The 26,698-nt window shown below is 55.4% G+C and carries 24 protein-coding genes; 13 read left to right on the top strand and 11 right to left on the bottom strand.

Annotated features, from left to right (window positions below; translation table 11 throughout):
- Nucleotides 1-66: 66 nt before the first annotated feature.
- Nucleotides 67-1,134, top strand: a complete 1,068-nt coding sequence (locus tag L1249_RS12825; RefSeq protein ID WP_044628555.1) for a glycosyltransferase family 9 protein — start codon at nucleotides 67-69, stop codon at nucleotides 1,132-1,134.
- Here L1249_RS12825 and L1249_RS12830 read toward each other — a convergent pair.
- Nucleotides 1,072-1,833 (bottom strand): glycosyltransferase family 2 protein, encoded by a 762-nt coding sequence (locus L1249_RS12830; protein ID WP_228168945.1) that lies wholly within the window; start codon nucleotides 1,831-1,833, stop codon nucleotides 1,072-1,074. The genes L1249_RS12825 and L1249_RS12830 overlap by 63 nt on opposite strands.
- 145 nt (nucleotides 1,834-1,978) lie before the next feature.
- Between L1249_RS12830 and L1249_RS12835 the strand changes: the two genes are divergently transcribed.
- The gene (locus L1249_RS12835) at nucleotides 1,979-3,631 is read left to right on the top strand and encodes a sulfatase-like hydrolase/transferase (protein ID WP_228168946.1); all 1,653 of its coding nucleotides are present in this window, start codon (nucleotides 1,979-1,981) and stop codon (nucleotides 3,629-3,631) included.
- On the opposite strand, the gene waaF is transcribed toward L1249_RS12835, so the two are convergent.
- Both waaF and rfaD read right to left on the bottom strand, forming a co-directional pair.
- Nucleotides 3,621-4,667, bottom strand: coding sequence for a lipopolysaccharide heptosyltransferase II (gene waaF, locus L1249_RS12840; protein WP_062361526.1), 1,047 nt, complete (start codon nucleotides 4,665-4,667; stop codon nucleotides 3,621-3,623). The two genes, L1249_RS12835 and waaF, sit on opposite strands and share 11 nt — an antisense overlap.
- Nucleotides 4,660-5,616 carry an ADP-glyceromanno-heptose 6-epimerase gene (gene rfaD / locus L1249_RS12845; protein ID WP_044628559.1) on the bottom strand — a complete coding sequence of 319 codons (957 nt, stop codon included), beginning with the start codon at nucleotides 5,614-5,616 and terminating at the stop codon, nucleotides 4,660-4,662. The genes waaF and rfaD overlap by 8 nt, the downstream gene beginning before the upstream one ends.
- Nucleotides 5,617-5,725: 109 nt before the next feature.
- Here rfaD and glyQ point away from each other — a divergent pair, with 109 nt between their 5' ends.
- The 3 genes from glyQ (at nucleotide 5,726) to gmhB (ending at nucleotide 9,498) form a co-directional block, all read left to right on the top strand.
- The gene (gene glyQ / locus L1249_RS12850; RefSeq protein WP_228168947.1) at nucleotides 5,726-6,697 is read left to right on the top strand and encodes a glycine--tRNA ligase subunit alpha; all 972 of its coding nucleotides are present in this window, start codon (nucleotides 5,726-5,728) and stop codon (nucleotides 6,695-6,697) included.
- Nucleotides 6,697-8,763 carry a glycine--tRNA ligase subunit beta gene (gene glyS / locus L1249_RS12855; protein WP_228168948.1) on the top strand — a complete coding sequence of 689 codons (2,067 nt, stop codon included), beginning with the start codon at nucleotides 6,697-6,699 and terminating at the stop codon, nucleotides 8,761-8,763. Before glyQ ends, glyS begins: the two co-directional genes overlap by 1 nt.
- 174 nt (nucleotides 8,764-8,937) lie before the next feature.
- The gene (gmhB, locus tag L1249_RS12860) at nucleotides 8,938-9,498 is read left to right on the top strand and encodes a D-glycero-beta-D-manno-heptose 1,7-bisphosphate 7-phosphatase (RefSeq protein WP_172415790.1); all 561 of its coding nucleotides are present in this window, start codon (nucleotides 8,938-8,940) and stop codon (nucleotides 9,496-9,498) included.
- A gap of 117 nt (nucleotides 9,499-9,615) precedes the next feature.
- Here the strand turns inward: gmhB and gyrB are convergent, their stop codons facing one another.
- The 4 genes from gyrB to dnaA form a co-directional block, all read right to left on the bottom strand.
- Nucleotides 9,616-12,036, bottom strand: a complete 2,421-nt coding sequence (gene gyrB, locus L1249_RS12865) for a DNA topoisomerase (ATP-hydrolyzing) subunit B (RefSeq protein WP_062361536.1) — start codon at nucleotides 12,034-12,036, stop codon at nucleotides 9,616-9,618.
- 39 nt (nucleotides 12,037-12,075) lie between these two features.
- Entirely contained in the window at nucleotides 12,076-13,179 is a 1,104-nt protein-coding gene (recF, locus tag L1249_RS12870; RefSeq protein WP_228168949.1) for a DNA replication/repair protein RecF, read from the bottom strand.
- A 107-nt stretch (nucleotides 13,180-13,286) separates the two neighbouring features.
- Nucleotides 13,287-14,390 carry a DNA polymerase III subunit beta gene (gene dnaN / locus L1249_RS12875; RefSeq protein WP_228168950.1) on the bottom strand — a complete coding sequence of 368 codons (1,104 nt, stop codon included), beginning with the start codon at nucleotides 14,388-14,390 and terminating at the stop codon, nucleotides 13,287-13,289.
- Between the two features lie 61 nt (nucleotides 14,391-14,451).
- Nucleotides 14,452-15,921: a chromosomal replication initiator protein DnaA gene (dnaA, locus tag L1249_RS12880; RefSeq protein WP_058577312.1), complete on the bottom strand. Its 1,470-nt coding sequence runs from the start codon at nucleotides 15,919-15,921 to the stop codon at nucleotides 14,452-14,454.
- Between the two features lie 534 nt (nucleotides 15,922-16,455).
- Here dnaA and rpmH point away from each other — a divergent pair.
- The 4 genes from rpmH (at nucleotide 16,456) to mnmE (ending at nucleotide 20,295) form a co-directional block, all read left to right on the top strand.
- A complete protein-coding gene (gene rpmH, locus L1249_RS12885; protein ID WP_009723348.1) occupies nucleotides 16,456-16,590 on the top strand; it encodes a 50S ribosomal protein L34 in 135 nt (44 codons plus the stop codon).
- Between the two features lie 13 nt (nucleotides 16,591-16,603).
- Entirely contained in the window at nucleotides 16,604-17,005 is a 402-nt protein-coding gene (gene rnpA / locus L1249_RS12890; protein WP_228168951.1) for a ribonuclease P protein component, read from the top strand.
- A 115-nt stretch (nucleotides 17,006-17,120) separates the two neighbouring features.
- Nucleotides 17,121-18,803 (top strand): membrane protein insertase YidC, encoded by a 1,683-nt coding sequence (gene yidC, locus L1249_RS12895; protein ID WP_058577314.1) that lies wholly within the window; start codon nucleotides 17,121-17,123, stop codon nucleotides 18,801-18,803.
- A gap of 121 nt (nucleotides 18,804-18,924) precedes the next feature.
- Nucleotides 18,925-20,295: a tRNA uridine-5-carboxymethylaminomethyl(34) synthesis GTPase MnmE gene (mnmE, locus tag L1249_RS12900; RefSeq protein WP_228168952.1), complete on the top strand. Its 1,371-nt coding sequence runs from the start codon at nucleotides 18,925-18,927 to the stop codon at nucleotides 20,293-20,295.
- A gap of 18 nt (nucleotides 20,296-20,313) precedes the next feature.
- Here mnmE and L1249_RS12905 read toward each other — a convergent pair whose 3' ends face one another.
- The 4 genes from L1249_RS12905 to rdgB form a co-directional block, all read right to left on the bottom strand.
- Nucleotides 20,314-21,159 (bottom strand): 23S rRNA (adenine(2030)-N(6))-methyltransferase RlmJ, encoded by an 846-nt coding sequence (locus L1249_RS12905; protein WP_058577315.1) that lies wholly within the window; start codon nucleotides 21,157-21,159, stop codon nucleotides 20,314-20,316.
- Between the two features lie 85 nt (nucleotides 21,160-21,244).
- Nucleotides 21,245-21,916 carry an OmpA family protein gene (locus L1249_RS12910; RefSeq protein WP_058577316.1) on the bottom strand — a complete coding sequence of 224 codons (672 nt, stop codon included), beginning with the start codon at nucleotides 21,914-21,916 and terminating at the stop codon, nucleotides 21,245-21,247.
- 60 nt (nucleotides 21,917-21,976) lie between these two features.
- Nucleotides 21,977-23,146, bottom strand: coding sequence for a radical SAM family heme chaperone HemW (gene hemW, locus L1249_RS12915; protein ID WP_228168953.1), 1,170 nt, complete (start codon nucleotides 23,144-23,146; stop codon nucleotides 21,977-21,979).
- The gene (gene rdgB / locus L1249_RS12920; RefSeq protein WP_054641669.1) at nucleotides 23,139-23,747 is read right to left on the bottom strand and encodes an RdgB/HAM1 family non-canonical purine NTP pyrophosphatase; all 609 of its coding nucleotides are present in this window, start codon (nucleotides 23,745-23,747) and stop codon (nucleotides 23,139-23,141) included. Before rdgB ends, hemW begins: the two co-directional genes overlap by 8 nt.
- Nucleotides 23,748-24,032: 285 nt before the next feature.
- Here rdgB and L1249_RS12925 point away from each other — a divergent pair, with 285 nt between their 5' ends.
- From L1249_RS12925 to L1249_RS12940, 4 genes are all read left to right on the top strand, one after another.
- The gene (locus tag L1249_RS12925; RefSeq protein WP_074211244.1) at nucleotides 24,033-24,728 is read left to right on the top strand and encodes a LuxR C-terminal-related transcriptional regulator; all 696 of its coding nucleotides are present in this window, start codon (nucleotides 24,033-24,035) and stop codon (nucleotides 24,726-24,728) included.
- A gap of 221 nt (nucleotides 24,729-24,949) precedes the next feature.
- Entirely contained in the window at nucleotides 24,950-25,261 is a 312-nt protein-coding gene (locus L1249_RS12930) for a curli production assembly/transport protein CsgE (protein WP_228168954.1), read from the top strand.
- Nucleotides 25,261-25,671: a curli assembly protein CsgF gene (locus tag L1249_RS12935; protein WP_044628583.1), complete on the top strand. Its 411-nt coding sequence runs from the start codon at nucleotides 25,261-25,263 to the stop codon at nucleotides 25,669-25,671. The genes L1249_RS12930 and L1249_RS12935 overlap by 1 nt, the downstream gene beginning before the upstream one ends.
- Nucleotides 25,672-25,726: 55 nt before the next feature.
- Complete coding sequence (locus tag L1249_RS12940; RefSeq protein ID WP_044628584.1) at nucleotides 25,727-26,557, top strand: CsgG/HfaB family protein; 831 nt, start codon at nucleotides 25,727-25,729, stop codon at nucleotides 26,555-26,557.
- Nucleotides 26,558-26,698: the final 141 nt, after the last annotated feature.

A 26,698-nucleotide genomic window follows, 5' to 3' on the forward strand; every position in this document is an offset into this window, starting at 1 on the left:
CGCACCGTTAAACAATCAATACAATCTCTTGTAGTATACAGGCTGCTATTAACGGGGCCTAAAATCATGGCGCAGAAACTGCTTGTCGTGCGTAACGATAAAATCGGCGATTTTATGCTGGCGTGGCCAGCTTTGGCGTGTTTGAAACAGGCATCGCCTGCGCCCCACGTGACGGTACTGGTGCCTGCCTATACGGCCCCGTTAGCCAATGCGTGCCCATGGGTGGACGAGGTCATTATCGACCCTGGCAGCCAGGCCGATAAAGCGGCGCAGCAGGCGCTATTGTTTCACGTGAAACAATCGAAATTCGATGCACTGCTAACGCTGTTCTCGACACCGCGCATTGGTTGGCTAGGCATGAAAGCAGGCATTCCGCTGCGCGTTGCCCCGGCGACCAAGTGGGCGCAGGTGTTCTATAACGTACGGGTACGCCAGCGCCGCTCGCAATCAGCAAAGCCGGAGTACCAGTACAACGTCGATTTGGCCTGTGAACTGCTGGCTCGCCTTTCGCTAACGCTTTCCACCCTGCCCTCGCCCCCCTTCTGGCCGATGGATTTCGCGCAGCGTTATGAACAGCGACAAACGTTGGTCAACGACGCTTCAGAGCGCGTGGTGGTGGTTCATCCTGGCAGCGGCGGCTCGGCTGTGAATCTATCGGTAGCGCAGTACGCAGCGCTGATCACTCAAGTGCACCAGCAGTGCCAGCACCTACCACTACGCTGGCTGATCAGCGCTGGCCCCAGTGAGCAGCCCCAGGCACAAGAGTTGAGGGAGCAGCTTGCCACAAATGGTGTTGTAGCAGACCACTTCCCCGACACCGCAGGTGTCGACGACTTTGCCCTACAGCTTGGCGGAGCGGATATGCTGATTGCCGGCTCAACCGGGCCGCTGCATATCGCAGGCTGCCTGGACATTGCCACGGCGGGGTTTTATCCGGCCAAGCGCTCAGCCACGCCGCTGCGCTGGCAAACCTGCAACCGGGCGGAAAAGCGCCTGGCGTTTAGCCCGCCTTCAGGCGCTGACACACAGGACATGACTGCCATCGATCTCGACGCGGCAGCCCACCAGATCTCAGCGCTGCTTCTCGGAGGTCTGCGTACGAACCCAGAGATCCGCGTACTTAGCGAAGGTTGAGTGAGCGGACAGCAGGGCTAACAACAGCCCCTGCTTGCCATCTTTAAACCCCGCCTTAAGCACATACATTTTGAGAAAGCAGGCCAGTCCGTGGCTAATGCCCTGCCACAGCGTGGCCGTTTTCCCCTGTGCGGCGCGCTGCTCTGCCCAGGCCTGGGCGTAATGCGCAGATTTTTCAAGATAGTGGCGCAGGTCGCGGTAGGTGTAGTGAAGCAGGTCGCCGGATAACGGCTTTTCAGCCAGCCCGGCTTCTACCACCAGCTTTTCATGCACCAGCGCAGCGTTATAGCCCGCCTGGTGTTTCGGGTAGAGGCGCAGCACGCGGTCTGGGTACCAGCCAGAGTGGCGAATAAAGCGGCCAAAGCACCACGACAGGCGGCTCACGCTATAGGCAGCAGGCGGCTGCTGAACAGCATCTTTAATGCTGTCGCGCAGTTCAGGCGTTACGCGCTCATCAGCATCAACCATCAAAATCCACTCACTGCTTGCCAGGGCTTCCGCCCTCTGGCGCTGAATACCAAAGCCTTGCCAATCGGCATTAACGCTCACATGGTCGGTAAATTCACGCGCAATCGTGCAGGTGTCATCCTGGCTACCCGCATCCAGCACCACGATTTCGTCGGCCCAGGTCAGCGTTTCCAGGCACTCACGTAAATGGTGCGCTTCGTTTTTGACAATTAACACAGCGGAAATAGACACGGTTCACCTTTGCCCACTTGGTTTAAGACCCATGGCCATGGTGCTCATTACCATGGCGCGTTTAGTTGCATGCTAACACGGCCACAGCGCGCGACTTTTGATAAGCTGAACCACTCATTTAGCACGTTCTGAAAAGGGATACAGAATGCCCGCCTTAAGGTCACTCAAACTTACCCCCTGGCTGCCTCTGGTTGTGATTGGCCTCAGCCTCGGCTATGCCGTCACTGTGCTAACTCGCCTGCCCTGGTGGACACTCTTTTTGACCGCAGCCGTATGGATTGGGGTCGGCCTAAAACTGCGTTGGGGTGCACCGCTCAATGCTCGCTACCGGGCTATGTGGCCGTGGTCGCTTGCGCCACTTAGCCTATTTAGCATCTATGTTTATTTGGCCGACAGCTTCGGAAACGTCGACCTCGGGGCGGTGTTTTTTCATTTACAGGCGGGCATGGCGGAGCATGGCGGGGCAGGTAAAATGCTGCTGGCACTGTCCTACACGCTCACCGTACTGGCGGTGCTGGCATCCGTAACGTGGTTGTCGCGCCACGATCAGCGCTGGCGATTAACCGAGCGCTTCTTTGCCATTGCGCTGCTGGCGGCTAACCCGCTGCTCTATGGCATTGGCCAGCGCAGTGCCGCCATTGTGACTGACGACGGCGCGTGGTTAGACCGCCGCTATGTGCCACCGCCTACCGGCGACCAGCCCGATGCCCCCAACCTACTGCTGATGTATTTAGAGAGCATAGAGCGCACCTACAGCAATGAGCTGTTTGGTGATGCGTATGCGGACTTAACCGCGCTGGGCGAACGCGGGCTGGTGTTTGAGGGCATTCACCAGATGGAGAATACCGGCTGGACAATGGCTGGGATGATCGCCAGCCAGTGCGGCGTGCCGCTTATGCCTGCGGGACTTCTACACGATAGCCAGTTTGAACCGCTTTCCAAGGTAGTACCTGGCGTTGACTGCTTGGGAGATGTGCTGGCTGAACAAGGCTATCGGCTTAGCTTTTTGGGCGGTGCCAGCACGCAGTTTGCCGGGAAGGGGCTTTTCTATCGCGGCCACCAGTTCAATACCGTGAAAGGCAAAGAGGAGCTGCTGCCTGAACTTGATGACCCAGAGTATGTGAATAGCTGGGGGCTGTATGACGATACGCTATACGACTTTACTGCTGACGAAATACGCCGCCTGAACGAAGAAGATAACGGCCCCTGGGCGGTGGTGAACTTGAGCATCGCGGGGCACGCGCCTAGTGGGTTCCCCTCACAAACCTGCCAGGACCGCCAGGGCGAATTCGATGGTCAGGATATTCTTTACTCGGTGGAGTGCTCTGCGCGCCAAGCGCGTGATTTTATCGAACAGTTAGAGCAAGAGGGGCTGCTGGAGAATACGCTGGTCGTGGTGTTAAGTGATCATCTCACCATGCGCGTATCGGTATGGGATCAGCTCACCGCGCTGGATCGCGACAATACGCTTATCATGCTAGGTGATGGCATTCGACCACAGCGGGTGCGTAGAGGCGCCACCATGCTAGATGTGTTTCCCACAATTCTGGATGCCATGGGCCTGCCGCTGAACGATAACCGTGCCGGGTTAGGTGCGTCACTGCTGAGCAGTCAGCCCACGCTGGTCGAAATTCATGGGCTTGAGACGCTGAATGAGCGGCTACGGGAGGAGACAGCCCTCCAGCATCGACTCTGGGAAGGGCTCGCCCCACAGCGGCGTGAAAGCGAAGAGAGCATCGCTGAACAGGTCACAGAGACACCCGCCGATCTCGCCGACGAAGTAGAGATTATGCGCTAACGATCACCCCGTTAGCGTTCTGCCGGTCAGCACGCATGGCTTGGTAAACGCGCTCTACGTCTAGCTCATTTAAGCAGTTGGTGTGGCCCAGGGGGCAAGTTCGCTGAAAGCACGGCGAGCAGGAGAGCCCCAGGTAGTGAATTACCGCATTGTTCGTGAGCGGTGGCGTGTAGGCAGGTGAGGAGGAGCCATAAAGCGCATGGATTCTTACGCCCACGGCGGCTGCCACATGCATCAGGCCCGAATCGTTGGTCACAACCTGACGGCAGTCGGCCAGCAAATCCACCGCATCCGCTAGCTGCGTTTTTCCACATAGGTTATGCGCGTGGGGTAAGCCCTGCACAATGGCTTGCCCCGCCGCCTGATCTTTGGCCCCGCCCAGTACGCGTACCTCAAAGCCATCTTTGATTAGCCTTGCTGCCAGTTGGTGGAAGTACTCAAGCGGCCACTGTTTGGCCGGGCCATACTCTGCGCCCGGCATCATGCCTATGGCGGGGCGTGATGACAGCGCGTGGGTAAGACGCAGGTTCACCAAATTATCCCGATCAATGGTGAGCCGTGGTTTGGGAATGGCAAACTGACCGGTTTGCGCCTCCTCCAAAGGCAGCCCTAGTGACACAAAGCGTTTTACGGTTTGGTCCAGCACCTGCTTGTCTAGCTTGCGGCGCTCTTTTAACAGCCCGTAGCGGTGCTCACCTAAAAAACCCACCCGCTCGGGAATGCGCGCCATAAAGGGCACCAGCGCTGCTTTCCAGGAGCGCGGCAGCACGATGGCGCGGTCAAAGCGGCCGCGTAATCTGGCCGCCAGCTCGCGGCGGCTTGCCAGCCCAAACTCACCGTGGCCCACCGCCAATGGCAACACCTCATCTACTTCTGGCATACGCTCAAGAATCGGCTGAGACCAAGCGGGGGCGACCACCCCAAGGGTGGCACCCGGGTAGCGCGCTTTTAAGGTCATAAACAGGCTCTGTGCCATGACCATATCGCCTACCCAGGAGGGGCCTACTACCAGCAGTCGCTTGGCAGAGTTAGCCATTTAGCCACTCCAAGTACGCCTTAACGCCCTGAGCGACGGTTTTGAATTCCACGTCACAACCTGCCGCACGCAGTTGGCTAATATCGGCACGCGTGTAGCTTTGGTAGCGCCCTTTCAACTCTTGGGGGAAGGGAATGTAATCGATCTTGCCCTGGCCATAGAAGTCGATGACCGCTTCGCCAATCGCCTTGAACGGCTCCGCACGGCCAGTGCCCAAGTTGAAGATGCCCGAGGCGCTGGGGTTGTCCAGGAACCAGAGATTTACATCGACCACATCGCCTACGTAGACAAAATCGCGGCTCTGCATGCCCGCCTCATAGCCGCCGTAAGCACCGAACAGCTTCAGCGTTTCGCCGTTACGGATCTGCAGGTGGTTATGGTACGCCACGCTGGCCATCTTGCCTTTATGCTGCTCTCGCGGCCCGTAAACGTTGAAGTAGCGGAAGCCCACCACCTGCGTGGTCAGCTCGTTCCAGCGCGAACGCACGTGCTGATCGAACAGTAGCTTGGAGTAGCCGTAGACGTTAAGCGGCTTTTCATACTCTGGCGCTTCCTTGAACACCTCGCTGCCGCCGTAGGTCGCCGCTGACGACGCGTACAGAAAAGGAATGCCCAGTTTTTCACAGTAGTTGAGCAGCACTTTGGAGTACTCGAAGTTATTCTCCATCATATAGTGCCCGTCCCACTCGGTTGTATCCGAACAGGCCCCTTCATGGAAAATCGCATCGATGGTGGGCAAGTCCACCGTTTCACCACGTAGCGCGGCTTTCACGCGGGCGATGAAATCGTCTTTATCCAAGTAGTCAGCCAGCGTGCAGTCCGCCAAATTGACAAACTTAGTGCCATCACGTAGGTCGTCGACCACCATCACATCGTCACGGCCACGAGCATTTAGCGCTTTGACAATATTGGCGCCGATGAACCCGGCCCCGCCTGTTACCACGATCATCTCGTTCTCCTTACCAAAAGCAGCTCTTTGGCTAACGTGCCTATAACCCATCTGCCTGTGATTGTATACTTGACGGCTTATGAATTCATGGCCAACGGTGCTTTCCGCGATGAGTGTTTCGACAAACCAATCGACACCCGATGTGTCGACCTTTCAAGGCTTGATCCTTGCTCTGCAACAGTATTGGGCAGAACAGGGCTGCGTCATCCTTCAGCCCCTCGATATGGAAGTCGGCGCGGGCACCTTCCACCCTGCGACTTTCCTGCGGGCGATTGGCCCAGAAACTTGGAACGCTGCGTATGTGCAGCCTTCCCGCCGTCCAACCGACGGCCGCTACGGCGAAAACCCCAACCGCCTGCAGCACTACTACCAGTTTCAGGTGGTGATGAAGCCCTCCCCCAGCAACCTACAGGATCTTTACCTAGGCTCGTTGAAGCGTTTGGGGCTCGACCCGCTGATCCACGACGTGCGCTTCGTGGAAGACAACTGGGAGTCCCCCACGTTAGGTGCCTGGGGCCTTGGTTGGGAAGTATGGCTCAACGGCATGGAAGTGACTCAGTTCACCTACTTCCAGCAGGCGGGCGGCATCGAGTGCTACCCCGTCACCGGCGAGCTGACCTATGGGCTTGAGCGTATCGCCATGTACCTGCAGAACGTCGATAGCGTTTACGACCTGGTATGGGCCATCGCGCCGGACGGCAGCAAAGTAAGTTATGGCGATGTCTACCTGCAAAACGAGCGCGAGCAGTCTGCGTATAACTTTGAGCACGCAGATGTGGATCAGCTCTTCGCGGCGTTTGATCACCAGGAAAAAGAGTGCAGCAAACTCTTGGCCGCAAGCCTGCCGCTGCCCGCTTACGAGCAGGTGCTGAAAGCGTCCCATACGTTTAACCTGCTGGACGCACGCCACGCGATCTCCGTCACGGAACGCCAGCGCTTCATCCTGCGCGTACGCACCATGGCGCGTGACGTAGCCACTGCCTACTACGAGTCACGCAAAGCAGCAGGCTTCCCCATGGCCCCCGAGGCATTGCGCCGTGAACTGTTACCCGAGCTATTCGCCGATCAGGGAGACGCATAATGGCTGTTGATACGCTTTTATTAGAATTAGGCGCAGAAGAGCTCCCGCCAAAGGCGCTCGACGCGCTCTCTGATGCCTTTGCTGCAGGCATCGAGAAAGGTTTGCAAGACGCTGAAATTCCGTTCCAAACCGTGACTGCCTTTGCTACCCCACGCCGCTTAGCGGTGCAGGTGACCGGACTTGCCGACAAGCAGCCAGACCGTGAAGTGGAGCGCCGTGGCCCCGCGCTGGCCGCTGCCTTTAAAGATGGCACCCCTACCAAAGCAGCGGAAGGCTTTGCTCGCTCATGCGGCGTCAGCGTGGATGAGCTGATCCACCTGGAAACCGATAAGGGCACCTGGCTTGGCTACCGCGAACAGCAGCAGGGTGACAGCGTTCAAGCGCTGCTGCCGGAGATGATTCGCAAAACGCTACAGTCGCTGCCCGTACCCAAAAACATGCGCTGGGGCGCATCACGCGCTGAGTTCTCGCGCCCGGTGCACTGGCTGGTCGCCCTGTATGGCAGCGATGTCATTGCTGCTGAAGCACTGGGTCTAGAGGCCAGCCGCACCACCTACGGCCACCGCTTCCACGCGCCGGATGCCATCCAACTCGAGCACGCCGATGACTATCTAGCGGCACTCGAGAATGCCTACGTTCTGGCCGACCGCCAGCAGCGCCGCGAGCGTATTCGTGAGCAGGTGCTCGCCGAGGCCGAGGTTCAGGAAGCCAACGCCGTCATCGATGAAGACCTGCTGGTAGAGGTGAGCGGTTTGGTGGAGTGGCCCGTGGCGCTCACCGGCAGCTTCGACGAGCGCTTCCTGGAAGTACCTGCCGAGTGCCTGATTTCCTCGATGAAGGCCAATCAAAAATACTTCCACCTGCTGGATGATCAGGGCAAGCTGAAGCCGTTGTTCATCACTATCTCGAACATCGAGAGCCAAGACCCTGATCAAGTGATCTCCGGCAATGAAAAGGTCATTCGCCCACGCTTGGCGGATGCGGCCTTCTTCTACGATACCGACCGCAAGCACACGCTGGCCTCGCGCATTCCGCAATTAGAAAGCGTGGTCTTCCAGCAGCAGCTGGGCACGCTGGCGGATAAAGCCCGCCGCAGCACGGCCATCGCCACCTTTATCGCCGAGCGTATTCATGGCGATGTGGCCCACGCCCAGCGCGCCGTGGCATTAGCCAAGTGTGACCTCGTCACTGAGATGGTACTCGAATTCCCCGAGCTGCAGGGCATTATGGGCCGCTACTACGCCGAGCAGGATGGCGAACCGGCGGAGGTTGCCCAGGCGCTGGAGGAGCAGTATCTACCCCGCTTTGCCAGCGATGCGATTCCGCAAAGCCTGACCGGCCAAGCGCTGGCTCTGGCCGACCGCTTGGATACGCTGGTAGGCATTTTCGGTATTGGTCAACGCCCCACCGGCGCGAAAGACCCCTTTGCCCTGCGCCGCGCGTCCATTGGCGTATTGAACATCCTGGTCAAAGGCGAGTTGAACCTCGACCTGCGCGAGCTGCTGCAGATCACTGCTGACCAGCACCAGAATCTCCCGAAAGCCGAGGGCCTCGTAGAAGACGTGTTGACCTACATGCTCGACCGCTTCCGCGCCTGGGGCCAGGAAGAGGGCATCTCTGCTGAGATGTACCTCGCCGTTCGTGCGCGCCCGGTGACCAAACCGCTGGATTTTGCGCGTCGCTTACGTGCCGTCAAAGCCTTTGCTCAACGTGAAGAAGCCGCAGCCCTGGCCGCTGCCAACAAGCGTGTCTCCAACATCCTGAGCAAGCAGGAGCATGATGGCAGCACTCAGGTAGAAGCTTCGCTTCTTCAAGAAGCGGCGGAAAAAGCGCTGTTTGAAGCGGTCACGGCTAGCCAGCAGCAGGTAGCCCCGTTGTTTGCCAAAGGAGATTACCAGCAGGCATTAGACGCACTGGCCACGCTGCGCGAGCCAGTCGATGCCTTCTTTGATCAGGTGATGGTCATGGCAGATGACGATGCTATTCGTCGTAACCGCCTTGCCCTGCTTGCCAGCCTGCAGGCGCTGTTCCTGGAAGTGGCCGATATCTCTCAGCTACCCCAGTGATACGATGAGTGTTTAGAGCGTCGACTGCTCTGAAGGCGTAACCGATAGCCCGGCTTTTGATAAGTCGGGCTTTTTATTGAGCACATGAATGTTTCACGTGAAACACTCGCTCATTCGCGCTTCAGGGCTTACGCTAATGTTGACGTTTTTGCCCACCGCAATAAGAGGAGCCTCATGATTACCGCTCAGCAGCTTGTGATACTGGATCGCGATGGCGTGATTAATCACGACTCGGATGCTTATATCAAATCCCTTGCCGAATGGATCCCCTACCCTTCTGCCATTAGCGCGATTGCCCGCCTTACCCAGGCAGGCTTTACCGTGGCGGTGGCTACTAATCAATCCGGCATCGCCCGTGGCTTCTACGATGAAGCTACGCTGAACACTATGAATGAGCGCTTACATGGGCTGGTGGAAGCGGAAGGCGGCCAAATTGCCCATATCGCTTACTGCCCTCACGGCCCCGATGATCAGTGCGGCTGCCGTAAACCGCTTCCTGGGTTATTTACCGAGATACAGGACAAACTAACGCTTTCCAGTCTGAAAGGCAGTTGGATGGTGGGCGATAGCCTACGCGATCTGCAAGCGGGTGAATCGGTGGGATGCCGTAGCGTTCTCGTGAGAACGGGTAAAGGGGAAAAGACCCTCGCAAAAGGGGACGGGCTAGAGCATGCCTTGGTCTACGCTGATTTAGCTGCCTTTGTTGACGATTTAATCGCAGGTGTCTTGGACTAACCTTTCCACAATTTTCATACTAGCATTGAACACCACCATCCATAAAAAAACCGCAGGCGCTTCGCCTACGGTTTTTTGCTTTTCAATGTTTCACGTGAAACACATTGAAGAGGCTTTTTAGATATCGAGGTTAGCAACGAGTGCGTTGGTCTCGATAAAGTCGCGACGCGGCTCAACTTCATCACCCATCAAGGTGTTGAACATCATATCCGCCGCTACCGCATCTTCAATAGTAACCCGCAGCATACGACGGCTATCCGGATCCATGGTGGTTTCCCACAGCTGGTCTGGATTCATCTCACCTAGCCCTTTATAGCGCTGCACAGAGAGGCCACGCTGGCCTTCCTGCATTAGCCAAGTCAGCACTTCAGAGAAGTGTGCAACGGGCTTCTGGCGCTCACCACGGGCGATGTAGGCACCTTCATCCAACAAGCCGTTGAGGGTTTCCCCTAAGCCTGCCATGGCGCGGTAATCAGCACTTTCAAAGAAGTCCAGGCCCCACACGTATTCTGTGGTGACGCCGTGGGCAATCAGCGATACCGCCGGTAAATGCAGGCCACGCTCGGTGTCTTCTTGCAAGTAGAACTGATAGCGCGGGCCGCCTTCATAGGCCACCATGTCATCCATGGCTTTCTGCAGCTCGGCAATCCAGTTTTCCATGGTGACGCGGTCTTTCAAGCTAGGCTCACCCTGTAGCGCGGTAGCATGTACTACCTGCTTCAATACTTCGATGGGGTAAACCCGCGCCAAACGGTCAATTCGCTTCATCACGTTGCGATACTGATTCACCAGCGCTTCTAGCTGTGAGCCAGCAATGCCCGGCGCATCCGCATTAACGTGCAGCCCTGCTCCATCCAGTGCGGTGGTGGTCAGGTAATCAATCATGGCCTGCTCATCTTTCAGATAGAGCTCTTGCTTACCACGTTTGATTTTATAAAGCGGCGGCTGGGCAATAAAGATATGCCCACGCTCAATCAGCTCGGGCATTTGACGGAAGAAGAACGTCAGTAGCAGCGTACGAATATGCGAACCGTCTACGTCGGCGTCAGTCATGATAATGACCGAGTGGTAGCGCAGCTTATCGGGATTAAACTCTTCCCGACCAATGCCGCAGCCCAGCGCCGTGATTAGCGTGCCCACTTCAGCGGAGGAAAGCATTTTATCGAAGCGCGCTTTTTCGACGTTCAGGATTTTACCTTTCAACGGCAGAATGGCCTGGGTACGACGATCACGCCCCTGCTTGGCACTCCCCCCCGCCGAGTCACCCTCCACCAGGTAAAGCTCTGACTGGCTTGGGTCTTTCTCCTGGCAATCGGCTAGCTTGCCCGGCAAACCCGCGATATCCAGAGCGCCTTTGCGGCGAGTCATGTCTCTAGCTTTTCGCGCCGCCTCACGGGCACGGGCCGCGTCCAGCATCTTGTTGACGATGGCTTTGGCTTCGTTGGGTTTTTCGATCAGGTAGTCGGCAAACAAGCGACCCATCTCCTGCTCCACCGCCGTCTTCACCTCGGACGAGACGAGCTTGTCCTTGGTTTGCGATGAAAACTTCGGATCGGGCACTTTGACGGAGATGATCGCCGTCAGGCCTTCACGGGCGTCGTCGCCCGACGTGTTCACTTTGGCTTTTTTCAGCAGACCTTCCGCTTCGATATAGTGGTTTAGCGTACGCGTTAGCGCAGCGCGGAACCCTGCCAAGTGGGTACCGCCATCCCGCTGAGGAATGTTGTTGGTGTAACAGAAGATGTTCTCTGTGAAGGCATCGCTCCACTGCATTGCCACTTCGACTTCCACACCATCATCACGCCCAGCGTTGAAGTGAAATACCGGGTTCAGAACGGTTTTGTTTTTGTTCAAGTGGTCAACGAAGGCTTTCAAACCACCTTCGTAATGGAACAGCTCCTCTTTGCCGCTACGCTCATCCATCAGGCGAATGGCTACACCCGAGTTGAGGAAGGAGAGCTCACGCAGGCGTTTCGCCAGAATATCGTAGTGGAATTCGATGTTGGCAAACGTCGCCGGAGACGGGCGAAAATGCACGCGGGTACCGCTTTTTTCCGTTTTTCCTACGACGCTTAGCGGCGCTTGCGGAACGCCGTGATGATAAATTTGCTCAAACACCTCCCCTTGGCGCCAAATTGTCAGGCGCAGCTCTTCTGAGAGCGCGTTCACCACCGACACACCCACGCCGTGCAAGCCGCCCGATACTTTATAAGAGTTATCGTCGAACTTACCGCCCGCGTGGAGCACCGTCATGATGACTTCCGCCGCAGAGACGCCCTCGCCCTCGTGTAGCTCGGTCGGAATACCCCGGCCATTATCGCTCACGGTTACCGATTCATCCGCGTGGATGACCACTCGAATTTCGCTACAGTGGCCTGCCAAGGCTTCATCGATGGAGTTATCCACCAACTCGAAAACCATGTGGTGCAGCCCGGTGCCGTCGTCGGTATCACCGATGTACATGCCTGGACGCTTACGTACTGCGTCTAGCCCTTTGAGCACCTTGATGCTTGATGAATCGTAAGCCTGCTCGCTCATTGACCACTCCGTCGTGAAGTCTGTCTCGTTCCGTGTCGTCTACCCATCTGGCTGGCACTGGCTAAACCCTTGCTCGGAGTGTTTCACGTGAAACATCTCAACGGCAGTAGTGGGCTGCCAGACATCGCTTAGCGCGGTGGGCTCGACGCTGGTAATAAATGCTTGGCACTGCATCTCTTCAAGCAAAGCGCAGAACTGGCGGCGGTGATGCTCGTCCAGCTCTGCCGGTAAATCATCTATCAAATAAATGCAGTGCCGCTGTGCGGTACTTTCCAGAAGCCTTCCTTGAGCGAGCTTTAATGCACTCACTACCAGCTTCTGCTGGCCTCTGGAAAGCACCTCAATTGCGGGCTGCTTGTTCAACCGAATACGCAAATCGGCGCGCTGTGGGCCCTGCTGCGTAAACCCCATCTGCTGGTCGGTTTCTCGGCTATCGTGCAGTACATCTGCCAGCGAGCGTTGTTTATCCCAGCCTCTGGCATAGCGGAGTGTTAACCCGGGCAGCGGCAGCAATTTTTTCAGTGTTTCATCAAATACGGGCAAGAACTCACTAAACCATGCTTGGCGTAGCCTATCCATCTGCTCTCCCCAATGGGCGAGCTCCTGCTCCCACACCGCTATTTCACTGGCCGCTATTCTACCACGCCTAAGAAGTGCATTCCGATGTTTCACCGCCCGGCGAGTCCGCTGCCACGCGTCTAGGAAATGATGTTTCACGTGAAACACTCCCCAGTCTAAGAACTCACGGCGACCAGCGGGTGGCCCTTCCAGCAAACGAAAAGCATCAGGATTAATAAGCTGGAGCGGCATAGCTTCTACCAGCTCAGCCAATCGGACACCCTTTTCGCCACGCAAACGCAGCTCCAGCTCACGCTGAGTCCGCATTCGCCTTACCCCCAGCGTCACCTCAGGGTCTCCTGCTAAGCGGCCGTACAGCGTCATATACGGCGCCTCTGACTGAATGGCATTTTTCAGCTGACGAGTACGAAAAGAGCGTCCCATGCCTAGAATATGAATACCTTCCAGAATACTGGTCTTTCCGCTACCGTTCACGCCATAGATAACATTGATACGTGGTGACGGATGAATCGTAACCGGAGCCAAGTTACGCAGTCCGTGAAAAGTGAGTTGTGTCACGCTCATCCGCTAATGCCACCTAGTAAGACCATGAAACGCGCTATCCGTTGCCAAATGCGAAAACGGCGCTTCTGACAATGTAGAAGCGCCGTTTTCATTCAGTCCCAATGCGGTTATAAGCGCATCGGCATAACAACATACAGCGCATCACCACCGCCAGGCTCTTCCAGCAGGGCACTGCTGTTCGGGTCGGCTAGGGTAATTTGTACGCGCTCTTCATCAAGCACAGAGAGCACATCCACCAGATAGCCAACGTTAAAGCCCACTTCCATGGCGCTACCGCTGTACTCCACGGCAATGTTCTCTTCCGCTTCTTCCTGCTCCGGGTTGTTGGCCATTACTTTGAGGTTATTTTCCTCAAGATACAGCCGAACACCGCGATACTTTTCGTTGGAGAGAATGGCGGTACGTGACAGCACTTGACGAAGCTCGGCACGCTCGGCAATCAGCACCTTATCGCCATTGCGCGGCACTACGCGCTCATAATCGGGGAATTTGCCGTCAATAAGCTTAGAGGTAAACGTGAAGTCACCTGTATGCGCACGAACATGCGTTGATCCCAAGGTGAGGCTGACAGGTTCATCGCTGTCATCCAACAGGCGAGAGAGCTCTAGGATACCTTTACGGGGCACAATCAGCTTTTGAGACTGGCTTACTGCAACGTCAATGGGACGCGAGCACATCGCCAACCGGTGTCCATCGGTCGCGACTGTACGCAGCAAATTGCTCTGAATTTCCAGCAGCATACCGTTGAGGTAATAACGCACATCCTGCTGCGCCATGGCAAAGGAGGTGGACTCAATCAAATGCTTAAGCGTGCCACGGGGAACGCTGAGTTCCTGACTGCCATCGGCATCTTCAATATTAGGAAATTCTGCTACAGGAAGTGTAGAAAGTGTAAAGCGCGAACGACCACTACGTAATACCGCGCGCCCCTCTTCAACTGCTAACTGAATGTCGGACTGATCGGGCAGCGACTTACAAATATCCATCAGCTTTCTAGCTGGTACGGTTGCCGCCCCTGCTTGGTCCACTTGGCTGGCCACCGTGCGGCCTACCAGCTCGACTTCCAAGTCAGTGCCGGTCAGCGCGACCTGGTCACCTTCCACTTGAATCAAGACGTTAGAGAGCACAGGCAGCGTTTGGCGCCGTTCCACTACGCCCGCCACCAGAGTCAGCGGGCGAAGCAGCGCCTCTCGGGAAATAGTAAATTTCATCGAAACTCCGGGTGTCTATCCTGAAAGGCCTACCTGCTTGGCAGGCCCAAACGAAAATGGGTTAACTCGTCAGCAGGCGAAGCAGATTTTTGTAATCTTCACGGATATCCGCATTCTCTTCCTGCAGGGCTTTCACTTTTCGGCAGGCGTGCAGCACGGTGGTATGGTCTCGGCCGCCAAACGCATCGCCAATTTCTGGAAGGCTGTGGTTGGTCAGCTCTTTCGCCAGCGCCATGGCCACTTGCCGAGGGCGCGCAACCGAGCGAGAGCGCCGTTTAGAGAGCAGATCCGCCACCTTAATTTTGTAATACTCAGCCACTGTGCGCTGAATATTATCCACTCCCACCTGCTTATCCTGCAGCGCCAGAAGGTCTTTGAGCGACTCGCGGATAAAGTCTTGAGTGATGGTTTTACCCATAAAGTGGGAGTCAGCAATCACCTTCTTCAGCGCGCCTTCAAGCTCACGCACGTTTGAGCGAATCTTTTGAGCAATAAAGAAAGCAGCATCGTGGGGTAGATCCACTTTGGCTTGATCGGCTTTCTTCATCAGAATCGCCACTCGGGTCTCAAGCTCCGGCGGCTCAATGGCGACGGTCAGCCCCCACCCAAAGCGCGACTTCAGCCGCTCTTCAACGCCACTGATCTCTTTGGGATAACGGTCAGAGGTCAAAATCATCTGCTGACCGCCTTCCAACAGCGCATTAAACGTATGAAAGAACTCTTCTTGAGAGCGCTCTTTACCGGCAAAAAACTGAATATCGTCAATCAGAAGCGCATCAACGCTGCGGTAGAAACGCTTAAAGTCGTTAATCGCATTAAGCTGCAGCGCTTTTACCATGTCGGCCACAAAGCGTTCGGAATGCAGGTAGACCACGCGGGCATTTTCACGTCGGCCCGCCAGCGCATTACCCACTGCATGCATTAGGTGCGTTTTACCTAAGCCAACACCACCGTATAAAAACAGCGGGTTATAAGCGCCACCAGGATTTTCGGAGACCTGACGAGAAGCCGCACGCGCCAGCTGGTTAGACTTACCTTCCACAAAGGTGTCGAAGGTAAAATTAGGGTTTAGGCCACTACTGTGCTTCAAGCTGCCTTCTACCTGCACCTGGCGCTCGTTACCACGACGGCTAGGGCCACTCTCTTCACGTAGCTGGTCGATTTCACGCTCATCGCCAATATCGCCCCGGGGGGGCGTATGGACCGCAGGTGAAGCCGGTTGAGCGGGAGCTGCCGAGACCGGATTGCCAAGCTCTCTAGGCTGTGGCGCAGGGGCTGCAGCTCGTCGGCTGCCCACGGTCAGGCTCACTTTGGGAGGCTTAGAAGGGGCAAGCTCGCGCATTAGCTCACTAATACGCTTGGCGTACTTATCACTCACCCAGTCGCGCACAAAACGATTCGGCGCCAACAAGCGTAGCTCATTGGACTCTCCTTCTTCTGCCTGCAGCGGACGTATCCAGGTATTGAACTGCTGTGAATTCAGTTCGTCCTGCAGGTAGTCCAGGCACTGTTGCCAAAGCGCGAGTGACACTCATCTCACCATCGGTTGAAAACGGCCGACCATTGTAGCGCCCAACGACACGGTTATCCACACGCGTTAGCAGCTCTTTTTCGCCTGTGGACAACTTTCCGTAAGGGCTTAGGAAAACCCGGTGATGCCATGGGTACAACCCTCCTTTCGAGCAAGTTGTCACCGCCTGACCACACCAAATTCACAGTTTATTCGCGCGTTATTAGATGCTTATACACAGATTTCTTATTTCTTCAAGCTGTTGATAATAATCTCCTAAAATGACTTATCCACAAATAGTATCCCCACTATTAATAACAGTAGGTTTTAAATAACTTCATTAGTAATAGTAGTGCGATGCAAGAAAACGAGTAGTGGGCGCCAAACCGCGCCGCTATTGCCTTTTTCGAGCTTTTTATGCAAGGAAAAATTGCACCCGGCGCGGGAAGTCTCTACAATTTCCGGTCTTGAATTGAAACTCCCCGGCTAGTTCCTCACTGGACCGGGTCTTTTGGAATTCACTTTCCGTCCTAAACCACGTGGGAATAACGAGTTATGAAACGCACTTTTCAACCTAGCGTTCTCAAGCGCAAGCGCGCGCATGGCTTCCGTGCTCGTATGGCAACCAAAAACGGCCGTGCCGTGATCGCACGCCGCCGCGCCAAAGGCCGCAAGCGTCTGAGCGCCTGATCTCGGATTGCGTGTGTCGCCTCAAGGCTTTCCCCGGTGCTTACGTTTGCTAAACGCTGGGGATTTTAGTCACGTGTTTGAACAGGCAGACCTGAAAGTTCATGGCAAAGGTATGATGGCGCTCGCGCGCATGAGTACCCGGGGACATCCCCGCATTGGACTGGTGGTCAGCAAAAAAAATGTGAAGCTCGCTGTTGATCGTAACCGCTTCAAGCGACTCGTTCGGGAATCCGTTCGTCTGCGTCAAGATCACTTACCCTCTGTGGATATTGTGATATTGGCAAAGCGCGGCGCTCAGGATATCGATAACGAAACGCTCACTCGCCAGCTACACGGCATGTGGAAACGGCTTCAGCGCGACGCACAGGCGGTGTCTGCATCTCCCCCGCCTAATGGCGTAACACGTGACGCTTGACGACGCACCTCGCCGCTCGACCTTGGCCTGCCGCTTGGCAGGCTTTCGTGTGTCATGGGTCGAGTAAATGACACTGCGCCATTAGCATGTTCACCACCCATCGGGCAGAACCCTCATGGACGTAAAACGACTTTTATTACTGATTCCACTGGCCGTACTAGCCTACCTTCTGGTTATACAGTGGAATCAGGATTACGGGCAGACCACCTACGATTCGACGCCAGAGATCACCCAAAGCAGCAATGGGGCTCCTGCGAACGAAAGCGGTAGCGACGATCTCTCCGTCCCCAGTACTTCTGCGCCTAACAACGCTATTAGCGAAGGCGTTGGCGATGAGCAAAGCGACACCGCCAGCCGTGATTTCATTGCGGTCACCACGGATGTTCTAGACGTACGCATCGACCCCTTCGGTGGCGATATCGTCTACGCAGCCTTGCCGCAGCACAAACTAACGCTGGATTCCGACCGTAATTACGTGCTGTTGTCAGATAACGCCACGCGCAGCTATGTTGCTCGCTCCGGCCTTCAACTGGATGGTCAGGCAAGCCGCATTGCTTTTACTCCCGAGCGTAACGAGTACCGCTTGGGCGATGACGAAGAGCAGATCAGCGTCGATTTGACAGCTAACGTGAATGGTGTCGACGTCATCAAACGTCTGACATTCGATCGCGGTAGCTATGCGGTCAATGTGAGTTACTACCTGGCCAACAATACCGAAGCACCGGTTTCCGCTCGATTCATTGGCCAGCTAGCCCGTGACAATAGCCCTGACCCCTCTAGCGGGGTGGCCATGGGGATGAATTCTTACCTAGGGGCTGCTTATTCCACGCCTGAAGCGCGCTACGAGAAGATCGATTTCGATACGATCCAAAAACGTAACTTCGAGAATCGCGAGGCCCAAGGCGGATGGATAGCGATCATCCAGCACTACTTTGTGTCCGCCTGGGCACCGCCTCAAAACCAGCAGAATCTCTACTACGTAACGACCGATTCTCGAGATCGTAACGTAGTGGCCTTCGCTGGCCCCACCAGCAGCGTGGCTCCCGAGGGTGAAGCCACGCTGAGCGCAACGCTTTACATGGGCCCGAAGGTGCAAGACTACCTCGAGCAAGTCGCACCGAACCTCAAGCTCACCGTAGATTACGGTTGGTTGTGGTTCATTGCCAACCCGCTGTTCTGGCTGCTGGATAAGATCCACGACATCGTGGGCAACTGGGGCTGGTCCATCGTACTGCTCACCGTATTGGTGAAGTTGGTGCTGTTCCCGCTCTCTGCTAAGGCCTACAAGTCGATGGCGCGTATGCGCAAACTGGGCCCAGAGATGCAGCGTCTTAAAGAGATGTATGGCGATGACCGCCAGAAAATGTCTCAAGAGATGATGAAGTTCTACCAGAAAGAGAAGATCAATCCGCTGGGTGGCTGTTTGCCGATTCTGGTACAGATGCCGGTATTCATTGCCCTTTACTGGATGCTGCTGGAATCCGTTGAGCTGCGCCACGCGCCGTTCATATTCTGGATCCAGGATCTCTCGGTGAAAGACCCCTACTTCATCTTGCCGATTCTGATGGGTATCTCGATGTTTGTTCAGCAGATGCTGAACCCGACACCGCCAGACCCCATGCAGGCGAAGATCATGAAGATGCTGCCGATTATCTTCACCTTCTTCTTCCTGTGGTTCCCGGCAGGCTTGGTCATCTACTGGGTGGTCAACAACATCATCTCGGTGGCGCAGCAGTACTTCATTACGCGCAGCATCGAGAAGGATCCAAGCGTCGGCAAAGGGATGCGAACCAAGTAATCGCCCCCTCTGCTACTCCCAGACCCCCGCCTTTGCGGGGGTCTGGCGTTTTAGGGCGAAGGTGCTCATCATAAGTGCCATCGCGAAACACTCTCTCCCTCTTTCGTCTTTAGGAAGCGTCATGGCCGACCGACTCTATACCCAAGACACCATTACCGCCTTGGCAACCCCTCCTGGCCGTGGCGGCGTGGGCATCATTCGCGTGTCAGGCCCCGCCTGCCGCTCGATAGCCGCTGAGATACTGGGTGACTGCCCTGCTCCTCGTCACGCCCACTATGGCCCGTTTCATGGCGCTGAGGGCACTATTGACGAAGGCATCGCGCTGCTGTTCAACGGCCCTCACTCCTTCACCGGTGAAGACGTGCTGGAGCTGCAGGGCCACGGCGGCCCCATCATTATGGATATGCTGCTTGAGCGCTGCCTGCAGCTAGGCGCTCGCCTGGCACGGCCAGGGGAGTTCTCCGAACGGGCGTTTCTAAACGACAAGCTAGATTTAGCCCAAGCGGAAGCGATTGCCGACCTGATTGATGCTACCTCCCGCTCCGCCGCTGAAAACGCCGTGCGCTCGTTACAGGGCGAGTTCTCACAGCGGGTCTCCGCCCTGGTCGAACGGCTGATTGAGCTGCGCGTTTACGTGGAAGCTGCCATCGATTTTCCGGAGGAGGAGATCGACTTTCTCGCCGATGGCCATGTCGCCATGCACTTAGAGAGTGTTCAACAGGCGCTGGTTGCTGTTCGTAAGGCCGCTGGGCAAGGCGCGCTGCTACGCGAGGGCATGAGCGTGGTGATTGCAGGACGCCCCAATGCAGGTAAATCGAGCCTACTGAACGCGCTGACCGAGCAGGATACGGCTATTGTAACGGACATCGCGGGCACCACTCGTGACGTACTCCGGGAGTACATTCACCTAGACGGCATGCCGCTGCATATTATTGATACCGCCGGGCTGCGTGATACGCCCGATGCAGTAGAGAAAATCGGTGTTGCCCGGGCATGGGAAGAGATCGAAAAGGCCGACCGCGTACTGCTTATGGTGGATGCTTCCACCACAGCGGCTACCGACCCAATGAGCATCTGGCCTGAGTTCGTGGAGCGCCTCCCCGATCAAAGGAGGCTTACCCTGGTGCGTAATAAAATCGATGCCAGTGCTGAAGCGCCGGGCATTGAATTATCCACAGCCACTCCGATTATTCGGCTATCTGCGAAAACCGGAGAGGGTGTGGATAGTTTGAAAACGCATCTGAAAGAGGTGATGGGCTTCTCTGCAACCACAGAGGGCCGCTTCTCCGCCCGCCGCCGCCACCTGGATGCCCTTGACCGCGCCATGGCTGCACTCGATACCGGGCGAGCACAGCTAGATGGCTACGGTGCAGGCGAGCTGCTTGCCGAAGACCTAAGGGATGCGCAGCAAGCGCTGGGGGAGATCACCGGCGAATTTAGCGCCGATGATCTGCTCGGCGAAATTTTTGGCAGCTTCTGTATCGGTAAATAGTCCCACCACTCGCCGCCACTACTCACCTACAAGCCATTTAGCGCGGTAGTGGCTGTCGCTCCCCAGCAGTGGTGTCACCTGCGACATCGCTGCAGCAAGCTGCTCATCCAGCCCCCAGGGCGGATTGATGACCACCATACCGCTACCGTACATCCCGTGCGCACTCTCCCCCGCGGCCCGTAGCAGCAGCTCGCTGTGCCAAATTTTACGAATACCGCTCGCTTCAAGCCCGCTGAGCAACGTTTCGTGATGCCCAGCAGGCAGCAGCGGGTACCAAATCATCAACACGGCGTGGCGCACTTTTTCCAGGGTATAAGCAACCGCGTCGACAACCTCTTGATACTCCGCTTTGCGCTCGTAGCTAGGGTCTACTAACACGCACATTCGTGGCGTCGCCACCGGCACCAACTGTTTCAGCCCCTGCAACCCATCGCCGTATACGCGACGTGCCTGCTTTGGCAGCGTCTGGCCACTCAAATGTTCATGCTCACCCGGGTGTAGTTCAAATAGACGCAGTTGGTCATGGTCACGTAGCGCCTTAGCAAGCCACCAGGGTGACCCCGGGTAGTGAGATAGCACATCAGCGTTGGGTTGTGCTGAATTCAAAGCGGTAAGCCAACGGCTAAGCAACGGGTCGCTCAGCTGCTGTCGGGCCTGCCAGAGCGGAGCGATGCCTTCCCGATACTCTTGAAGCCGCTGGGTCTCTTTGGTGGCTAGCGGATAGAGGCCTCTCCCCGCATGACTATCAACATATGTAATCGCTGATTTTTTACGTAATAAATAATCAGCCACCGCAAAAAGCGTTAAATGCTTCTGGACATCGGCAAAGTTTCCGGCGTGGTAGGCGTGTTGATACGACAGCATGGCAGCTCGCTAGCAATTGAACAAAAAAAAAGCCCGCTATGTGAGCATAGCGGGCGTTGGACGGCAATGCCGAGATTAACGCATATTACTGGCCGTTGCCGGTAGGCGTCAGGGTGATTTCTACACGACGGTTCTGCGCGCGGCCCTGCTCGGTAGCATTGCTAGCCACCGGCTGATTAGCACCGTAGCCCATAGTGTTTAAGCGCATAGAGGAAACACCGTTCTGGCTCAGGTAGTTACCGACCGACTGAGCACGACGCTCAGAGAGACGCTGGTTGTAGCTGGCATCCCCGGTGCTATCCGTGTGGCCTGCAATGTTCACACGAGTATCGGTGTACTGAGTGAGGACATTCGCCACTTCGTTTAGAGCGCTGCGCGCATCAGCTGTGAGTTCAGCGGAATCAAACCCGAACGTGACGCTGCTAGGCATATTAAGCACAATATCATCGCCACGGCGGTCAATTTCAATACGCGAGCCTTGCAGATTGTCACGCAACTGCTGCTCTTGCCGGTCCATATAAGCACCCACACCCGCGCCGGCAGCCGCGCCTACTGCGGCGCCAATTAGCGCACGGTCACGACGGCTCGTACTGCCATCACCGGATAAAGCGCCCGCCGCTGCACCAATCGCTGCACCAATGCCGGTGCCCATGGCGGTGCTCGAGCGCTGCGTTTGACCGCCGTAAGGATCGGACGTCGCGCAGCCAGCCAGTAATATCGCCGCTGCCAGTGGGGTCAGTAGTCGAGAAATACGCATCACTCACTCCTTGCTTATGATTGGGTTATTGCCTTATTGATCGCTGGTCACTTGTACTGATCACTCTTCGCTGATTAAGGCCAGCAACTCGTTCAAGAATAATAGACCTTGAGGCGATGCACGCAGCTTTTCAGGCATTTCCACTAAAAGTCCTTTTTCTTGAGCACTGTGTAAACGCGCAAGTAACAGTGCCTCTGGTTGGCCAGTGTGAGCCGCCCAATCCGCCAATGGTACCCCTTCGGTTAAACGCAGCGCGTTCATGGCAAACTCAAGGGGCAGATCCAGGGGTTCGATGAGCTGCTGACCTGCCACAAAACCACGTGGGTCGTTAGCGCGACGCAGGTAGGCATCGGGTTGGCGTGTTTTCCAACGCCGCTCAATCTGCCACGCCCCTTGGGAGTCTATTTGGGTGAGTTTTCCATGAGCGCCTGCACCAATCCCCAGATAGTCGCCAAATCGCCAGTAGTTCAGGTTATGGTGGCTCTGTAGCCCCGGGCGGGCATAAGCGGAAATTTCGTAGCGCTTTAAGCCAGCCTGTTCAAGACGCTGGTGACCTGCTTCCTGAATGTCCCACAACGCCTCCTCCTCCGGCAAAGGAGGAGGGTGAGAAAAAAACGCCGTATTGGGCTCCAGGGTGAGTTGGTACCACGAAAGATGCTCAGGATCGAGGGCAAGCGCCTGATCAATATCTTCCATGGCTTGCTCAGGTGTTTGTTGGGGCAAGCCGTGCATGAGATCGATATTGAGGTTATCGAATCCCGCCGCTCTGGCTTCACCGATGGCAGTCACCGCTTCGTTGCCGGTATGAATTCGCCCCAACGCACTCAGTTGAGTGGGGCGGAAACTCTGCACCCCCAAAGACAATCGATTGATACCGGCTTCCCGATAACCAATGAACCGCTGCTGCTCGGTCGTGCCTGGATTGGCTTCCAGGGTGATTTCAATGCTAGGCGAAAAGGCAAGCCGCTCACGAATGCCATCGAATAACTGTCGATAAAACGTCGGCGATAGCAAGCTAGGCGTGCCGCCACCAATAAAAATGGTTTGAAGAGTACGGCCAGACGCCAGCGCCAAATCGCCGTCCAAATCACTCAGCAAGGCGGCCAAATAGGCCGCTTCGGGAAGTTCGCGGTTGTCGGGCTCATGGGAGTTGAAATCGCAGTAAGGACATTTGCGAACACACCACGGCGTATGAATATAAAGCGAGAGCGGCGGCAATCGATTAGCCATGCGCCACCTTCAGAATGTCCACCAACGTGTGTAACGCACGGCCTCGATGGCTCAAGCGGTTCTTCGTTTCACTGGGCAATTCTGCCACGCTCATCCCCTGATCGGGTAGCCAGAACAGCGGATCGTAGCCAAAACCGCCCTCGCCACGCGGATGAGCCAATACTTCTCCTTCCCAACTACGCTGGACGATCACCGGTACCGGGTCTTCTGCATGGCGTAAATAGACCAACACACACCAGTAACGCGCCGTGCGCTGGCCTTCCGCGCACTCACTCAGCGCTGCCAGCAGTTTCTCGTTGTTACGCTCGTCACTTTTCGGCTCACCGGCATAGCGAGCAGAGTAAATGCCAGGCGCTCCATGCAACGCATCGACCTCCAGACCTGAGTCGTCGGCGAGCGCCGGTAACCCGCTTACGCGACTCGCTTCACGCGCCTTTAACAGCGCATTTTCAACGAACGTTAGTCCTGTCTCTTCGACATCGTGCACATCAAACTCCGCCTGGGGGCGAACATCCAGCCCAAGGGGTGATAGCAACTGATTGAATTCTTTTAATTTTCCAGAATTTCCACTGGCTAAAACGAGCGTATTGGCTGCATTCATAGGGGTGACTCCTTCACATGATGGGGTCAGTTTACGCCTATAGAGAACACAGCTAAAGGCGACTCAATGTTACTCAGTGTATCTTTTCGCTCAGCGCAGTCATGACCACTATCCACTATTAAATGCATCTAAAAACAATAGTTTGAGCTATATATTCCAAAAAAGTAATAACAAAGTGCAAATTACTTTTATAATTATTTTGATAACAAATCTTTACTAAATGTAGCTTATAGGCAACACTCAATTGGTCACCTACTCACGCTTTACGCTCATGAGGCCTCCCCAATGTCCCAAGAAAAAACGCACGGCTTGGTGTACATCGTCACCGAAAAAAGCCCCCAGTCGCAGCTTTTTGCCGACTATTTACACGAACACACGGGCTGTACGGTCAGCATTCATTCACCGCGCAGGCCGCTGCCTGCCACCCTTCCCAACAAACTGCTGATCCTTATCGATAGCGATCACATCGGCGTAGAGGCGCTACCCGAGTGGCAGGAAAACCTTCCCGATAGCCTGGCCAAAACCTCACTGGCCGCTTTCAACATCCGCGATATGGACCACGCGCTGGAGGCTTTGTCTTGTGCCCAACTCAAGGGGGTCTTTTATCGTAACGAAAGCCTGGAAGTGATTTGTAAAGGTATCCACGCGCTGTTGGAGGGGGAGCTCTGGATGTCGCGGGATTTGATGGCCCGTTTGATTCTTTTTTACCGAAAGTACCAAAGCAACGCGTTTCGCCCTGCCTGTGGCTTGACCAATCGAGAAATGGAGATCATTTCGTTACTCAGTGCAGGCTCTTCGAATCAGCAGATTGCCGACAAACTCTTTGTCAGCGAGCACACGGTCAAATCGCACCTTTACAACATCTTTCGAAAAATCAACGTGCACAATCGAATTCAAGCGCTCAATTGGATCCATCAAAACCTGGGACCCATTTTGCCTAATATCGAAACGGCGCGCAGTCTGCAGCGGCATCCGCAATGACTCAATGTGAGATAAGCATCATGGCTGCTAAGCATAAAATTTCTATTGCTCTCTTATGGTGTTTAACAAGCATTGCTAACGCTCAACCAAATGAGCCAGCCGATGCATCGTCACTTACCAGAAATGAGCAGGCCGAGGTAGATGCGATTAACCAATTATCGAGCCCGGACGGACCAGAGATACAAGGCCGGTCAACTGGCAGTAGTGAACTGACCGGAATCATGGTCGACCGTACCATCACCATGGCAGGAAAAACGTTCTACCGCGCCTTTAGCCAGCGAGCAATGGATAACGTCATCATTGGCAATGCCACTATCACCATTCAAGAGCGCCCTGATGCTCGATGGGGCAGTCAGGTATGGGTCATGGAAGGCAGCCGGATGTACTTTAGAACGCAGCTTTCTCCAAGAATCAGCGAGGCTGATCGCGTAGCGGGAGACGCTGTAAAAATCGTCGAAGACGCACTACTCCAACAACAGCTCTCAGCCGCTTTGACCTCGGACAGAGACTTGGGGAAAGAGGAGATATTTTGATGAAAACGTTAAAGAAAGTCGCCAGCATAGGGCTAATGACGATAGCGGTAACGCAAGCACAGGCAGGCAACTTGATCTATCAGCCCATCAACCCTTCGTTTGGTGGTGACCCTTTTGTGGGTAGCTACTTATTAGGTAAAGCACAGGCACAGGACACGACGACGGACCCGAACACACGCAGTGTACAGTCTCTATCATCAACGGAACGTCTACTACAAAACTTGGAGAGCCGGTTGATCTCCCAATTGATTTCTGATGTCAGTCGTGGAGAAGTCGACGAAGGTAGTTTCGATAGCGACGAGTTTGGCGTTGTCGTCAGTGATAGTAGCGGACAGTTAGTGGTTCGTGTCGTCGATAAAATAACCGGCGACGTGACTGAAATTAGCGTAGGCGGTTTATTCAACCCTTAATGATCAAAAGTACGAGTAACAAAAAAGTACGGCTTAAGTTATTCAGGGGAACAACATGAAAATAATTGCCTCGATCGTCATTGCTGGGTTACTCAGCGGATGCGCTGGGATGGTAGCCACGTCGGAAAATTTAGAGGGGGCACAAGCAACGCTGACACCAAGAGGTGCTACCTATCAAGACCTGGTGTCGTTACCACCTCCCGCCGGAAAAATCTTTGTCTCTGTGTATGATTTTCGAGACCAAACCGGACAATATCGACCCGCCCCGGCTAGCACCTTTTCAACGGCCGTCACCCAAGGGGCCGCTGCTATGCTCACCGGCGCGCTCGCTGATTCAGGCTGGTTCATACCACTGGAACGGGTAGGCTTACAGAACCTATTAACCGAGCGACGCATCATTCGCGCTGAGTTCGAGCGTTTTGGCCAGCCCGATACCTTGCCGTCACTACGCGCGGCTTCCGTCATGCTCGAAGGAGGAATCATCGCTTATGAATCCAATATTCGAACAGGAGGAGCGGGAGCGGAGTACTTCGGTATCGGTGCATCAGGTCAATATCAAGTAGACCAAGTAACCGTCAATTTGCGTGCGGTAGAAATATCCACCGGTGAAATACTTGCCAACGTCACTACCACCAAAACCATTTACTCTAAAGAACTTAGAGCCGGCGTGTATCGTTTCATCGACTTTAGGCGTTTGCTGGAGGCAGAAGCGGGTATCACCACGAATGAGCCCGTACAGTTAGCGGTAATGTCCGCTATCGAATCTGCGGTGATTCACTTGATTGCACGTGGGGTGGAAAACCGTCTTTGGAACTTATCACCAGGAACCAATCTACAGGATACGGTTCTAGGTGACTACCTCAACGAACCTATACCTATGCTTTAAGTAGCTATTCTATCTATTACCTGAATCCGTGAAGCCGGCGCCGACACTTTCCCTATCACCGCCAGCGAGCACTTTTTGATCATTCGCCCCGTGCAAGTTGGCTTTCGCAAGCCCGTTATTGCCAAAACCCACCGTGCTGAT

The sequence above is a fragment of the Halomonas sp. Cn5-12 genome (assembly GCF_021532545.1).
GTDB classification, from domain to species: Bacteria; Pseudomonadota; Gammaproteobacteria; order Pseudomonadales; family Halomonadaceae; genus Vreelandella; species Vreelandella aquamarina.

Coding starts and splice junctions, on each gene's coding strand:
- L1249_RS12825 (WP_044628555.1), top strand. CDS start 67: ATGGCGCAGAAACTGCTTGTCGTGCGTAACGATAAAATCGGCGATTTT.
- L1249_RS12835 (WP_228168946.1), top strand. CDS start 1,979: ATGCCCGCCTTAAGGTCACTCAAACTTACCCCCTGGCTGCCTCTGGTT.
- waaF (WP_062361526.1), bottom strand. CDS start 4,667: ATGGCTAACTCTGCCAAGCGACTGCTGGTAGTAGGCCCCTCCTGGGTA.
- rfaD (WP_044628559.1), bottom strand. CDS start 5,616: ATGATCGTGGTAACAGGCGGGGCCGGGTTCATCGGCGCCAATATTGTC.
- glyQ (WP_228168947.1), top strand. CDS start 5,726: ATGAGTGTTTCGACAAACCAATCGACACCCGATGTGTCGACCTTTCAA.
- glyS (WP_228168948.1), top strand. CDS start 6,697: ATGGCTGTTGATACGCTTTTATTAGAATTAGGCGCAGAAGAGCTCCCG.
- gmhB (WP_172415790.1), top strand. CDS start 8,938: ATGATTACCGCTCAGCAGCTTGTGATACTGGATCGCGATGGCGTGATT.
- gyrB (WP_062361536.1), bottom strand. CDS start 12,036: ATGAGCGAGCAGGCTTACGATTCATCAAGCATCAAGGTGCTCAAAGGG.
- recF (WP_228168949.1), bottom strand. CDS start 13,179: ATGAGCGTGACACAACTCACTTTTCACGGACTGCGTAACTTGGCTCCG.
- dnaN (WP_228168950.1), bottom strand. CDS start 14,390: ATGAAATTTACTATTTCCCGAGAGGCGCTGCTTCGCCCGCTGACTCTG.
- rpmH (WP_009723348.1), top strand. CDS start 16,456: ATGAAACGCACTTTTCAACCTAGCGTTCTCAAGCGCAAGCGCGCGCAT.
- yidC (WP_058577314.1), top strand. CDS start 17,121: ATGGACGTAAAACGACTTTTATTACTGATTCCACTGGCCGTACTAGCC.
- mnmE (WP_228168952.1), top strand. CDS start 18,925: ATGGCCGACCGACTCTATACCCAAGACACCATTACCGCCTTGGCAACC.
- L1249_RS12905 (WP_058577315.1), bottom strand. CDS start 21,159: ATGCTGTCGTATCAACACGCCTACCACGCCGGAAACTTTGCCGATGTC.
- L1249_RS12910 (WP_058577316.1), bottom strand. CDS start 21,916: ATGCGTATTTCTCGACTACTGACCCCACTGGCAGCGGCGATATTACTG.
- hemW (WP_228168953.1), bottom strand. CDS start 23,146: ATGGCTAATCGATTGCCGCCGCTCTCGCTTTATATTCATACGCCGTGG.
- rdgB (WP_054641669.1), bottom strand. CDS start 23,747: ATGAATGCAGCCAATACGCTCGTTTTAGCCAGTGGAAATTCTGGAAAA.
- L1249_RS12925 (WP_074211244.1), top strand. CDS start 24,033: ATGTCCCAAGAAAAAACGCACGGCTTGGTGTACATCGTCACCGAAAAA.
- L1249_RS12930 (WP_228168954.1), top strand. CDS start 24,950: ATGGTCGACCGTACCATCACCATGGCAGGAAAAACGTTCTACCGCGCC.
- L1249_RS12935 (WP_044628583.1), top strand. CDS start 25,261: ATGAAAACGTTAAAGAAAGTCGCCAGCATAGGGCTAATGACGATAGCG.
- L1249_RS12940 (WP_044628584.1), top strand. CDS start 25,727: ATGAAAATAATTGCCTCGATCGTCATTGCTGGGTTACTCAGCGGATGC.